The sequence below is a fragment of the Balneola sp. EhC07 genome (genome assembly GCF_001650905.1).
Classification (GTDB): domain Bacteria; phylum Bacteroidota; class Rhodothermia; order Balneolales; family Balneolaceae; genus Balneola.
The window spans coordinates 111,374-124,723 of sequence record NZ_LXYG01000018.1; the positions used below are offsets into that span (position 1 = coordinate 111,374).

General features: G+C 36.6%; 11 protein-coding genes and 1 tRNA gene. 5 read left to right on the top strand and 7 right to left on the bottom strand.

All coding sequences use genetic code 11. The features are described from left to right. The first annotated feature begins 120 nt into the window (after nucleotides 1-120). Complete coding sequence (locus tag A8B79_RS12310; protein ID WP_066223197.1) at nucleotides 121-1,674, top strand: AbgT family transporter; 1,554 nt, start codon at nucleotides 121-123, stop codon at nucleotides 1,672-1,674. A 238-nt stretch (nucleotides 1,675-1,912) separates the two neighbouring features. Here A8B79_RS12310 and A8B79_RS12315 read toward each other — a convergent pair whose 3' ends face one another. Together A8B79_RS12315 and A8B79_RS12320 are read right to left on the bottom strand one after the other, a co-directional pair. Further along, nucleotides 1,913-4,075 (bottom strand): T9SS type A sorting domain-containing protein, encoded by a 2,163-nt coding sequence (locus A8B79_RS12315; RefSeq protein ID WP_066223199.1) that lies wholly within the window; start codon nucleotides 4,073-4,075, stop codon nucleotides 1,913-1,915. Between the two features lie 60 nt (nucleotides 4,076-4,135). Beyond that, nucleotides 4,136-4,209 (bottom strand) — tRNA-Val (locus A8B79_RS12320). An 89-nt stretch (nucleotides 4,210-4,298) separates the two neighbouring features. Here A8B79_RS12320 and nusB point away from each other — a divergent pair. The 4 genes from nusB to A8B79_RS12340 all read left to right on the top strand — a co-directional run bounded on the left by nusB (nucleotide 4,299) and on the right by A8B79_RS12340 (nucleotide 8,027). After that, entirely contained in the window at nucleotides 4,299-4,760 is a 462-nt protein-coding gene (nusB, locus tag A8B79_RS12325; RefSeq protein WP_066223201.1) for a transcription antitermination factor NusB, read from the top strand. Nucleotides 4,761-4,797: 37 nt separating this feature from the next. Then, nucleotides 4,798-5,892 (top strand): redox-regulated ATPase YchF, encoded by a 1,095-nt coding sequence (gene ychF / locus A8B79_RS12330; RefSeq protein WP_066223202.1) that lies wholly within the window; start codon nucleotides 4,798-4,800, stop codon nucleotides 5,890-5,892. 43 nt (nucleotides 5,893-5,935) lie between these two features. Continuing rightward, nucleotides 5,936-6,952: a hypothetical protein gene (locus A8B79_RS12335; protein WP_066223203.1), complete on the top strand. Its 1,017-nt coding sequence runs from the start codon at nucleotides 5,936-5,938 to the stop codon at nucleotides 6,950-6,952. 70 nt (nucleotides 6,953-7,022) lie between these two features. Continuing rightward, on the top strand, nucleotides 7,023-8,027 hold the full coding sequence (locus A8B79_RS12340) for a hypothetical protein (protein WP_066223204.1): 1,005 nt from the start codon (nucleotides 7,023-7,025) through the stop codon (nucleotides 8,025-8,027). 65 nt (nucleotides 8,028-8,092) lie between these two features. On the opposite strand, the gene A8B79_RS12345 is transcribed toward A8B79_RS12340, so the two are convergent. The 5 genes from A8B79_RS12345 to A8B79_RS12365 all read right to left on the bottom strand — a co-directional run bounded on the left by A8B79_RS12345 (nucleotide 8,093) and on the right by A8B79_RS12365 (nucleotide 13,348). Beyond that, nucleotides 8,093-9,343 carry a hypothetical protein gene (locus A8B79_RS12345; RefSeq protein WP_066223206.1) on the bottom strand — a complete coding sequence of 417 codons (1,251 nt, stop codon included), beginning with the start codon at nucleotides 9,341-9,343 and terminating at the stop codon, nucleotides 8,093-8,095. Nucleotides 9,344-9,379: 36 nt separating this feature from the next. Then, nucleotides 9,380-11,089, bottom strand: a complete 1,710-nt coding sequence (locus A8B79_RS12350) for an adenylate/guanylate cyclase domain-containing protein (protein ID WP_066223208.1) — start codon at nucleotides 11,087-11,089, stop codon at nucleotides 9,380-9,382. 2 nt (nucleotides 11,090-11,091) lie between these two features. After that, on the bottom strand, nucleotides 11,092-11,850 hold the full coding sequence (locus A8B79_RS12355; protein ID WP_066223210.1) for a hypothetical protein: 759 nt from the start codon (nucleotides 11,848-11,850) through the stop codon (nucleotides 11,092-11,094). Nucleotides 11,851-11,921: 71 nt separating this feature from the next. Then, nucleotides 11,922-12,482 (bottom strand): SPOR domain-containing protein, encoded by a 561-nt coding sequence (locus A8B79_RS12360; protein ID WP_066223212.1) that lies wholly within the window; start codon nucleotides 12,480-12,482, stop codon nucleotides 11,922-11,924. Further along, nucleotides 12,482-13,348: an aldehyde dehydrogenase family protein gene (locus tag A8B79_RS12365; RefSeq protein WP_066223214.1), complete on the bottom strand. Its 867-nt coding sequence runs from the start codon at nucleotides 13,346-13,348 to the stop codon at nucleotides 12,482-12,484. Before A8B79_RS12365 ends, A8B79_RS12360 begins: the two co-directional genes overlap by 1 nt. Nucleotides 13,349-13,350 lie beyond the last annotated feature (2 nt).

Genomic DNA, 13,350 nt, shown 5'->3' on the forward strand with positions numbered 1-13,350 from the left:
AATTTTAACTGAATTGATTTTGATTACAGGTTCAGTAAAAAATAGTTGTAATAAAACTGTTTTACTTTAGTCTGATTTTAGCTTTCTTTCGGTGATAAATTTTAATCCAATGATTATAAAGTGAATACAGAGACAGCAAAGCAAAATAAATCCTTTTTTAATCGCTTTTTGGACGGCATAGAGTACGCAGGAAATAAATTACCGGATCCGGCTATTTTATTTCTATTACTTCTGGCAATGGTTTGGGTGCTGTCACTGATTCTTTCTCCGTTTGATTTTGCAGAAATTGATCCGAGAACAGGGCAAAACATTGAGATCATTAATTTATTAACAGGTTCTCAGTTGGCTGCTTTTCTGGCTAGCATGGTGAACACCTTTGTAACATTTGCTCCATTGGGAATTGTACTGGTTGCAATGTTAGGGGTTGGGGTTGCTGAACATTCAGGATATATAAATACAGCTATTAAATATGTACTTAGTTTTACCCCAAAGGCGCTTTTAACTCCTGTTTTGATCTTAGTTGCTATTGTAAGTCATACAGCCACAGATGCGGGATATGTGCTTGTTATTCCACTTGGAGGTGTGATTTTTTATGCCGCAGGCAGGCATCCTGTAGCCGGTATTGCAGCCGCTTTCGCAGGTGTTTCAGGAGGGTTCAGTGCTAATTTTATCCCGTCAGGCATTGATCCATTACTTCAGAGTTTTACGCAATCAGCCGCACAGATCATTAATCCTGATATGCTGATTAACCCTTTAAATAATTGGTTTTTTACGAGTGCATCCAGTGTGTTAATTGTTCTTATCGGTTGGTATATCACTGATAAAATAGTTGAACCGAGATTGAAAGATGTAGAACTCGATGACGATATTGACTTGGAAGGCGCTGATGAACTGGGAAATATTTCAGCTACTGAAAAGAGATCTTTTTGGATTGCTACAAGTGTAATGGTTATTGGTTTAATAGGATTGTTTTTCTGGGTTTATCCAGAAAACTCATCAATGAGAGCGCCAGATGGAGAAATAACAGATTTTCAAGCTCCTCTAATGCAATCTATTGTACCGCTCATTTTCTTACTGTTTTGGGTTCCCGGAATTCTATATGGATACCTTTCCGGAGGATATTCAAAAACTAAGGATATCATTGATGGTATGAGTAAGTCGATGGGAGATATGGCTTACTATATTGTGATGGCATTTTTCTGTGCATTGTTTATCGATGCGTTTGCCAAATCGAATATCGGAGTCTTGATCGCTTTAAAAGGGGCAGGTTATCTTCAGGCTTTAGATCTTCCGGGGCAAGTAACTATTGTTGGAATTATATTTCTTACAGCTTTTGTAAACCTGATGGTAGGTTCTGCCTCTGCCAAATGGGCGTTGATCAGTCCGATCTTTGTTCCAATGTTAATGGGACTTGGGATTTCACCTGATCTGACACAAGCGGCTTACAGAGTTGGTGATTCTGTTTCAAATATTATTACTCCGTTGATGCCTTATTTCCCACTCGTTGTGGTATTTTGCCAGCGCTATGTTAAGAAAACAGGAATTGGAACACTGGTTTCTGTAATGTTACCATATTCAATTGTATTTCTGATCTCATGGACCATATTCTTACTGATATACTGGTACCTTGGAATTCCACTAGGACTACAAGCTGCTTATGAGTATGTGATGTAGGTTCTTTTAAGGGAAAAGGGAAAAGGGAAAAGGGAAAAGGGAAAAGGGAAAGTGTGCGTCCTGTTGGATTCAATTTATAGGAAGTAATCCTGAAAAGGTTCAAACGGAATAAATTGCCTAACCTTCAACGATGGCTTGCTAAGAGCTGTCAAGATATCAATGCCTCGGGTTGTAAAACAAGAAAACCAAACAGAGGACTGAACTCACCATTCAGAATGCCACATTCAAAATTTCTCTATTATTTAATCAATATCATTTTTCGAGTAGTACTACCATCAGGGGTGTTTAAACGATAGAAATACATGCCACTTGCAAACTGGGTTGCATTCCAAGTTACAGAATGAGAACCTTTCGATTTAAGAGAATTAATCAAAGTTGTTACTTTTTGTCCTGTAGAATTGTAAATAGAAAGAGTTACATGACTAGAGTTAGCAAGAGTGTAATTAATATTGGTAGTTGGATTAAAAGGATTTGGATAGTTTTGTTTGAGTGAAAATTCATCTACAGTAACTATACTTTCATCAGAAATTGATGTTGCTTCAGATCCCATAAAACTCATGATACGATTCATTACTTCTTTTCTTACCGAATCTGGATAAATGGTTTCGAATGGAAAACCGAGATAAACAACTTTTCCTGGAATATTTCCATCATCAAACATTCCTTTAAACTGAATTGCAGCTACTTGTTGAGAACTAACACTTGAATAAATTAGAGATGCATCACTATCATTGGTGGGTGTTAAAACATCAGGATATTGCACATTATAACTTCCATTTGTGCCATTATCGAAAGTGATAGAGGAAATTCCGTCAAAAATTGAGCCTGCAGTGGGTTCAGTGGTATAAAAGGTTGCAGTTTGATTATTTGGAGCGTCTAACTGATACTTAGCCTTTAAATAATTATGGAAAAATGCTTTGTCGTTAGTACTACCACGGTTATCCAAATCCCATGCAATTTCAGCTCCAGAAACAAATAATGAGCCACCATTCTGCAAGAACGATTTCACCTTAGTTTGTTCTGTATCATTAAACGTTTCGTCAGCGGTACTTTCTGTACCTAAAATCCAGAGAACAATATCATAATCCTCTAAGGAAAGCTGGTCATCAATTATTGCATCATTACTAGCAGCGTCGAACGAATATTCATTATCGTGAAGCGCTTGACCATGTTCTTTTATAAAATCAAACGTGTTTCCAGAAGTATTTCGATCGAACCCATTAATTACCAATATATTATTTTGCAACTGATTTGGGACAACAGCTAAAACTTCAGAATAATCGCTTTCTTCAGTTTCTGAAATCGCCTGAATTTTCAGATAAGTAACAGTATTAGGCTCTAACCCTGAAATTTCAAATGAATTTGTGGTAAATGTCTCGAATTCAGAAAAAAAAACTCCATTCAAACTTAAAAATACTCTGTATGAATTCACTTCAGGATTTTCTTTTATAATCACCTGAGCTGTTGTTGAATCGCTAGATATAACACTGATGTTCTTCGGAGGGGGAAGTTCAGAATCACCGGCTAATGGATAATATGGTTTTCTGATTGAGCCTTCGTCACTGAATAGCGATGCCATTTCGACATCAGTTAAAACTTCAGTTATGAGAAGTGATTGATTATTTATGACCACACTATCTCGGACTAATCTAATTCCATGGCTGTAGTCCGCATAAGTTTCTCCATGACCCGCATACACTGGCTGAATAGGAGTTCCACTTAAATAATGCCATCCATAAATAACTACTCGGTTACTTGAATTACCATAAATACGATTTGAAATGATTACATCTTTTTTGTGTCCGGCAACGAGCGCGCCAAGTGGTTCTTCAGAAAGCTGTTCTGCGCGTTGAGCTTTCACGGTGATGTTATGATCCCACATAACCGGAATAGTGGTCATTTCTGAGCTTGCTGCAATCGGAGAAGGCGATAATTTAGCTGTGGCTTCACTCCAAATTTGATCAACCATTTGTTTGGTTGGAAGAGTGAAAGATAAACTATCAGCAAGTTTTTGAGCTAAAATGGGTGTCATTGGCATTAAAAAATAATTGCTATCAGAACCAACAGCCATGTAATCGGGAGTAACGAAATAAGTTACATTGTAAACCGAATCATTTATAGTTTTAGAAATTGAAATAGGAACTAACTCGCGTAGAAAGTCGGGTACATTTCCAGCAATAATCTGATTATAAATTTCTGCTTCTCTGTTTTCAAGTGATAGATTTTCGATCTGATTTTTAAATTCACTACCTGAAATGGCTTGAGCTGAACGAGCAGGAAGAGGAAGTGTTTGAGCAAGAAGAATTTCAGAAGTTCCTAATAAAAGGAGAGAGAGAAATACTAGCTTCTGAAGGTTGAAAATGTTTTTGGATATAGCCCGTAGCTTTGAATATGAGTTCATCGAAGTAAATAAATTTAGGATGCTTAGGAGGTCATAAGATATGCAAAGGAAAGGATAATGTGCGTCCTACTAGATTCGAACTAGTGACCTCTGCAATGTCAATGCAACGCTCTAACCAACTGAGCTAAGGACGCTTTTGAAAGCGAACAAATATAATGAGATTTATGCTTTAGGTAAAAGTTAGTTTTCGTATCTTTACAGCTCATTAAAATTGTTATTTGGCATGATCAACCGCAGACACGTTCGGGAAACTGTACTTCAGGCACTTTACGCACTCAAACAGAGTGGCGATTCAGTTCAATATATAACTGATTCTGTTATAAAAGATGCACTTGGAACCGAAAAAGAAGCTAGACGTTTCGCAGAAAAACTCTTTTTCAGAACTTTAGAAAATGAACCTGAATTAGATGAGGTGATCATTAAGCATATCAAAAACTGGGAAATTCAACGATTGGCATTAATAGATCGCCTGATACTGAAAATGGCCTTGTGTGAATTTCTTTATTTCGATGAAATCCCTACTAAAGTAACTATTAATGAAGCTATCGAGATCGCAAAAAAATTCTCGACAGGAAAGTCCGGTCGTTTTGTGAATGGAATTTTAGATGCTTCATTAGAAGACCTGTCAGATTCTGACAGAATTAATAAGAAGGGCAGGGGCTTAATCGATCATACTGTCAAATAACCCTTCGATCAAGATCTAACTTACACAAGTAAATACTATGAGTTTAAAATGTGGCATAGTTGGTTTGCCAAATGTTGGAAAATCAACGCTTTTTAATGCACTAAGTAATGCAGGGGCTGAGTCCGCTAATTTTCCGTTTTGTACAATCGATCCAAACGTAGGGTTAGTTCCTGTACCGGATGACAGATTAGCTAAACTTGCTGATCTGGCTAGCTCTGCAAATGTAATTCCTACCACTATTGAGTTTGTTGATATAGCGGGTTTGGTAAAAGGAGCTTCTGAAGGAAAAGGAAAAGGAAATGCATTTCTGTCTCATATTCGGGAAGTGGATCTGATAATTCATGTTGTTCGTTGTTTTGATGACGATGACATTATTCATGTAGAAGGCGGGATTGATCCGGATAGGGATGTCACCATTATTGAAGAGGAACTCATTCTTAAAGACCTTGAAAGCATTGAAAAAAGAGTTGAGAATCTAAAGAAGCAATCCAAAAGCGGAGACAAAGCTATGAAAGCTCAGCTTGAAGTTGCAGAACGTCTCAGGGAACACTTAGAAAATGGTAAATCAGCACGCTTGTTCGAAGTAACTCCGGAAGAAAAAGTAGCATATAATGATCTGATGCTGCTTTCAAGTAAACAAGTGCTATATGCATGCAATGTTTCAGAAACTGATCTGGATAGCGGAAACGAATATGTAGATACTGTGAAGTCTATTGCTGCAAAGCACGACGATGAGATCGTTATGTTCTGTGCTAAAATTGAAGCAGAGATCGCAGAATTAGATCCTGATGAAAAGGAAATGTTTCTTGAAGAACTTGGATTAAAAAGTGCCGGTTTAGACCGTTTAATAAATTCTGCATATAAAGAACTTGGATTAATAACCTATTTCACTGTCGGACCAAAGGAAGCAAGAGCCTGGACGATTAAGAAAGGAACAAAAGCTCCACAAGCCGCCGGTGTTATTCACACAGATTTTGAAAGGGGTTTTATCAGGGCAGAGACCATTTCATATGATGATTATGAAAAATATGAAACCGAGAAAGCTGCTAAAGAAGCAGGTAGAATGAGACAGGAAGGCAAGGAATATGTGGTTAGTGACGGAGATGTAATGTTATTTAGATTTAATGTTTAGAAACCATATAAACATTATTTTCAGAATGAATTAATATCAATACATGGCAAAAACGCTTAGCTATTTACTTTTACTTTTTTTGATCGTTAGTTGCGAGCCAACCAAGGACGATACAATCATAATTGATCTTGGAAAGGTCTTTGTATCCAGTAATACACAATCCAGGATCGGTATATTTAACTTTTCTGATCTCGATAATAAAGTTCTCATTCAATATGAAACTACTACTGATGATGCTGAAGGAATATATTATGATAATACCAGAGATATTGTGTACCAGGCAGATAGAGAAAATAACAGGATTAATGCCTATAACAGATTGTCTACAAATGAAGCAAGCTCAGGTATACTGCCTAGTGCAATAAGCACTTCAGATTTTAGTAATTCAAGAGGACTCACATCGGACAAAAATATTGCTATTGTTGCACAGGATGCCTCTGAGGAAAACGGGCAACAGAATGCTCTACTTATGTATGACATAAGCGCTAATGAGATTATTCTTAGAAATCAATTTACTGTTGATTTTGCATTATGGGATATCCAATTAGTAGGTAATACACTTTACGCTGTTCAAGATGGAACAGATAGTTTAGCTGTGTTTAATAATTTTTTGGCAAACTCGGATGGGCAAGTTGCTCCGGATTTTAAGATAAGGATTGAGGGAATTGTCAGAACTCATGGTTTATACTATTCGCTCACGGAAGATCTGATGGTTATGACTGATATTGGGGATCCGGCTTCCGGAATCAGAGATGGTCAAATTGTATTAATAGAAGACTTTAATCTGAAACTCTCAGCAGCACTTCAAGAACCGGAAAAGACCATTTCAAGTACTGACATGCTCTTTATTAATGGAGCAAACACAACTCTTCAAAATCCGGTTGATGTAGTATATCATTCCACAGCGAATAGAATCATAGTTGCTGAAAGAGCTACAAATGGAGGTATGCTTCTAGCATTTGAATACCCGGAACAAGTTGATAACTCAAATATATTTGATTCAACTCCTTCTTATTCGGTTAGTTATGATGGGATTTCAAATCTTTATATAAATCAATAAGATAAAAAATCTAAAATTTCTTTTAATACGTATATTAAAAAAGATTAATAAACCAAAAAATCAGGACACTATGAAAACTAATAAACTAAAAACTTTAATCATTTTAGTCCTAGGAATCTCATTCCTTTCATGTGGAAGTGGGGATGATGACGGAGATATAACTACAGAGTTTGGAGCTGTATTTGTATCAAGTAACACAACTCCGGTGGTTGGTATATATGATTTCTCATCGTCAACAGTAAGTTCTATACAGTTTGGATTGAGTTCTACAGATTCTGATGGCATTATATATAGTTCTGTCTCAGATGAATTGTATATGGCTTCAAGAACTAATAACAGAGTTGAAGTATATACCAATTTAAAAGAAACAGAAGCATCATTAAATCTTAATCTGGCTTTTAGCAGTAGTCAGGATTTTGCAAACGCTAGAAAATTGGCTTCCTCAGGAAGTAAAGTTGTAGTTTCACAAGATGCCTCTGATGCAAACAATCAAACTAACGCTTTTTATGTATATGAAGTAGGAGATAATGCAGCTACTTTATCAAATACATATACTACTGATATTCATCTTTGGGACATTCAATTTTCGGGAAATAGTTTATATGCCATTCAGGATAATTCAGACACTCTTGCTGTGTATAATAATTTTCTCAGTAATTCAGATGGTTTAGTATCACCAAGTATGAAAGTGCAGATTGAAGGAATTGTTCGGACTCATGCATTATACTATTCAGCTTCTGCAGATATAATGTTCTTAAGTGATATCGGTGATGCAACTAGCGACAGTGATGGAGCTATACATGTAATAAATAATTTTAGTACTAAGTTTAACGCTGCAGGTAACAACGGAACGATTTCATCATCTGATCAAATCGTTATTGAAGGTAGTGATACTGAATTAGGTAACCCTGTTGGATTGGCTTACGATTCTGATAACCAAAAGATCTATGTAGCAGAAAGAGCTGTTGATGAAGGAAAGCTTCTTGAATTTGATCTTCCTTCAACAAATGGAAATCCTTCTCCAACGTTCTCTCAAAACTTTGCCGGAGCTGCAGCTGTTTATTTAGCTAACTAACATATAGCACAATAATAAATTGTTTTGTAATAAAGGGGGTGCTTCAAAGCGTCCCTTTTTTTTGTTTAAAAAAAGGAGGACAACTGAATTCTTAAGGCATATTCAGAAAGATCAAAATCTCTCTGATCTGAAAAAGAAGCTTTCAGTAATACGTTTGGAGCTAATTTATAGCCAAAAACAGCTGTCAGTCTTGATACATCTTCATCCCAATTTCTGAAAATAAATTCAGGTTCATCATCAGGTTGGTTTTCGTCATAATTGGGGTTATCAAATGCGACATCATCCAAAAAGGCAAGATGTTCAGCTCGCAAAGCAATGTAGCTTCCGGTAACACCGGGTAGTTCGTATTTGAAATCAATATTCCCTGAAATATTACTGAGATCATAATCACATAAATTACCGCCACAACTTTCATCAAACTGGTTAGATATAAATCCGGTGGTTTTCCATTTTGAGTAAATGATCTCACCAATTATTTCAAAGTAAGTAAAAGCTATCTTTGTGTCGGTACCAAGTAGCAACTGATAGTATTTTTGAAAGCTTTCGTCGGTTCTTACAGAATTATTGAGAGGATCAGCTTGCATGAAATTTCCAAAACTGAAAGAAAGCCCTTGCTCCCAAAAAATTGAGGTTCTGTAAAACAGTCTTGATGTTAAAGCCAGATTCGGCAGGGTAGAGCGGTCACGAATAGTCATTGGTGTGCCGTTCGTAATTGCAGCATCCAGAAACATTTTATCCTTTTTGATCTCCCATGATGCGCCAATACCATTTGTATATCCCGCAAAATAGAGAGTAGGAAGCCCCACATCACCTTCTTCGTATTCAGCATTTGTATTATTACCGGCCTCAGGCCAAAATCCTCTGATATCCGAAATGTTAGTAAAGTAACTGTATGCCAAAGGATGTTGAACAAAAACTCTGTCAGTAGACAACTGTCTTTTTGTATAAAACCCGAATGGAGATATAAATCTACCAACTCTGATCACATATGGATTGTCAGGGTTATCCCAAGTCAGACTCGCTAGTGAAATTCGAGGTGGATTAAGTTTTCCGCTTCCCCATGTATCTAATTGGATTCTGCTTTCAAAGAAAATGTGGTCATTAATGGGAGCGAAAAGAAAAGCATTCAGTTGTGTTACAGAGAAATTATGGTTTTGAAACTTCTTGGGAATCCCATTACCAATAAATCTTGAATCTTCTCCACCACCTGATAACTCCAGATCTAAAGCTCCATTCAATTGAACCTGAGCGAAATTTGGTACAGATAAAATGAAGAGTAAAAAAAATGTACCAATAAAGATTTTCATTGAATTCATATCAGAAAAGTTTTGGTCTAAAATTTTAGTAAAAAACTATAGTGGGTGTTGTTGTAAATGATAAAGAACCTCTGAAACTTCAATGGAATCTTTAAATCCTTTTAATTCCTGAGTTCCGATGCCTCTAAAACTAAGCCCCTCTATTTCATGGCTATATTGGCTTATTAACTCTTTTGGAATTAAAATTTGGCCGTCTTTAGCAGCGGAACATAAGCGGGCACATAAGTTTACTTCAGAGCCAATTACAGTATAATCCATACGTTCCTTGGCTCCCATATTCCCAAGAATCACTTTTCCATAATTTATGCCTATTCCTATCCCATCAAAGAACTCGTTGAGCTCGTTATCGGATTTAAAATCTTTTTGAATTTCAATCGCTGCATTAATTGCTGCTTTTAATGAATCCACACCTGCAAACAATGCAATCAAAGAATCTCCGACATACTTATCAATTGACCCTTTATGTAAAAGTACAGTATCAGCTTGTTTTCCAAGGGTTTTATTCAGTTTTTCTAGAAATTCCTCAGGAGTTGAAGTTGAAATTTTAGATGTAGAGCCTCTTATGTCAGTAAAAAGAATTGCTAGTTCCTGGAAGGAAGCTTTTTCGTCCAGATCTACGGTTTGTTTTTCCTGGATCATTTTTAAAGTGTGATCACCTACGTATTTAGTGAGTGCGAAACGTTCACGTAATCCCTGTATCATCTCATTAAACGTTTTTGTAAGAATACCTACTTCATCGTGAGAATTTGATTGTACTTCAACATCCAAATCACCTTCTCTTACTTTAAGCATCGCTTTAGTTAGCCTTTGAATTGGACCGGAAAAAGCTCCAGCAATGATGAATGCAATAGGAACAATAACCAGAAAACTAGAAGCTGCAATCAATAGAATATTTTGTTGAATGGTACCTAAAATTTGGAATTGTACATCAACCGGAACATAAGCGAGATAGTATGCTCTTTCTTCAGTTCCTAACGGACTAATAAATGCGAGCACTTCCTTATCATTCAAGTTTGCTCTAAAAGGGGTGCTTATTTCTAAATTTGTGGTAAGAGAATCAACTAACTCTTTTTTTGAATTAACAAATAGGCTGTAGATAGTCATGTTCTCGTTCACATTGGAATAAGCAATTGGGTTTTCATCCAAAAACATGATCACATCAAGTGGTGTATTTTGCTTGAGCAAACGGGCTTCAGAATCCTGAAATTTAGTACCCAATGTTGTTGTTCCAATAATTGTATTTCCGGCGTAAATGGGAATAGTTACGATCTGGAATAGCTCCCCATCCACAGCCCATAGTCTAGGCCATTCAATATTTAAAGGGGGTTCAATTCCATTTAGTGCATTTTGAACACTTCTACGGGATGAGATATTTGAACCAGCTCGTTCTTGATTATTCAGCCATGCGAGAACTTCACCATCATTATTTGTCACTACAAAAAGATCTGTTTTAATGAACAGAGCAAATTCATTAACTGTAAAATTAACTGAAGCAGGATCATTCAGTTCAACATTAGCTTTATATGTTGAATTTTCACTTATAAGATAAGATGATTCAACTAAGCGGTCGTACTGAAGAGTTTGCTGTTGTTTAAAGAATCCCTGGAGTTGGCTAAAATCCAGGACTATATCTTCATTCAGTGTTTTGGAAAACGTGTTGTTAACAGCAGTTAAAACTGTGACAAGTACGATCAGTGTTAAACCGATCAGAAGAATGATTAATTTGGTGCTTATTCTTAAACTCAAGATCAGTTAGCTAAGTTGAAATTTGTTTCAGTGGAATTATCAGACTGTATTGAGATTGTTTTGGAAATAATATCAAAAGAAGGATTATATACTCTGATTTCATAATCTCCTTCAGGTAAATCAGATAGTTCGTAAGTGCCATCTTCACTTAACCTTGTGAAATATGGAGTGTCCAAACTCAATATTGTTGCCTTCATTTGTGAATGAATGTCACAAAAAAGAGTAATAGGTCCAATTCCGGTTACTTTCCATTTGGGTGCCTCGATCTGCTTGGAATAAACATAACCTGTTGGTCTGCGCCCTATATCGAATTTAGAACCAGGTGTGAGCGAAAATACATTATGGAAAAAGGGGTCATTATTAACAAATTGTACAATGGTACCAACTGTTACCGGTGTTACATTAGGGAAAAAAGTAGCATCTTTTTGACCAATTATTACCGGTTCTCCGCTCATATCATCGGGAACTGAATATGACAATGGATGAGCACTTATAATTGTATTTTTATATTTAGAATCTTCTTCGGTATTTGAATCCGATGATGAAGCTGATGTCGAAGTTCCTCTGCTCCGATAACTGGATCCACGAAATTGCCTTCTTCCTGTAGCTTGTTGTGGAACTGTAACAGTGCCGGTTACTGTACCGGTAATATTATCAATTGTATGAGTGAAAGAAATATTTGTATTAGGTTCATCTGTTTTAATAGGTGAAAAACCTGTAATACATAAAACCACCGAAAAAGCTAGTATATATTTTCCCATTTTTTATATCTGAATACGTAAACTATTAAGCTCAGGATTGGTAAGTAATATAGTAAATCAGGGCAGCTTTTCTAAAGCTTCTGTAACCTGATTTGGGTAGTATCGGCTGGAACCAAATAGGGATCAACAGTATCATAAACAACCCAGGCATCTCTGAATAAGCGTTTAACAAGTTTTGAGAATTCGAAGGCTTTATCCCTGTCATGAAAATCACCCACATGTACTCTGTAGTAAGGTGTTTTGAAGAAAGTATAAGTTTCGGCCTGGTAACCAACAATAGTAGTGTCTGACCAAGCTCTGAATCTGGAAGCAACTGTATCAGCTTCAAATACATCCTGCCCGGAATACACTTGTATCCGATAACCTTTGGTAAGGTCTACTTCAACTTCTTTTTCTTTTTTTATCCGAGCAAACTCTTCCGGTATATCATTACTATTCGAAGAATAGGTATCTGATAAACGGCTTAAAAGTGTAGAGGAGCTTTCAGAATTGTCAAAAGAGTTTGTTGCCTGTTCCGTATTTTCGTCGCTACTATCTTCTTCCTCAAAAATTGTTTGCTGGGAAGATGAACAAGCCAGAAAAAGGGCAAAGCTTGACAAAAGAATTAATGCTATTTTTGAAAAATATGTCATTAAAATCCAACGGGATGCCAAGTTGTTTTAGTCTCTTGAAAATCAACGACAAAATATGGGCTGGCTGAATCTGCTTCGTACCAATCAGTAATATTTTTCTTCACTACTCTTTTGATGTTATTGGACGATAGTTCATCAATTTTAACCTTGGTTTCTTTATCCAGTTTATCGGTATAAAGAATGGAATTAACATCCATATGTGAGCTGAAATGCTCAACTAACTCAGATCGTATTCCGGTAAGTATATTCACAACACCGCCCGGAACATCAGAAGAGTTTAATACTTCAGCAAAACTTATTGAAGGAAGAGGGTATTGTTCCGAAGCGTGAACTATACAAGTATTTCCTCCGGCTATAATTGGGGCAATTACTGACACTAAGCCTAATAAAGGACTGTTTTCCGGAGCCAAAACAGAGACAACTCCTGTTGGTTCCAGAATACTAAAATTAAAATGAGCACTTGCTACCGGATTTACAGAACCGAAAACCTGTTGGTATTTATCAGTCCAGCCGGCATAATAGATCAGTCTATCGATCGATGCGTTAATATCAGCATTCGCTTCTTCTTTTGTAAAACCGATTTGTCCCAGTTCTTTTACAAACTGATCTCTCCGGTTCTCCATCATTTCACCGATTCTGTAGAGAATCTGACCTTTGTTGTATGATGTTCTTGAACTCCATCCTTTAAAAGCAGCACGAGCAGCTAAAACGGCATCTCTGAAATCTTTTCGAGTGCATCGGCATGCATTAGCTAAAAAGTCACCTTCGCTGTCAAATACTTTATAATAATGCCCTGATTCGCTACGTGGAAAAGATCCACCCACATAGGTTTTGTATGTTTTTTGAACTTCTATTCTATCACTCATAA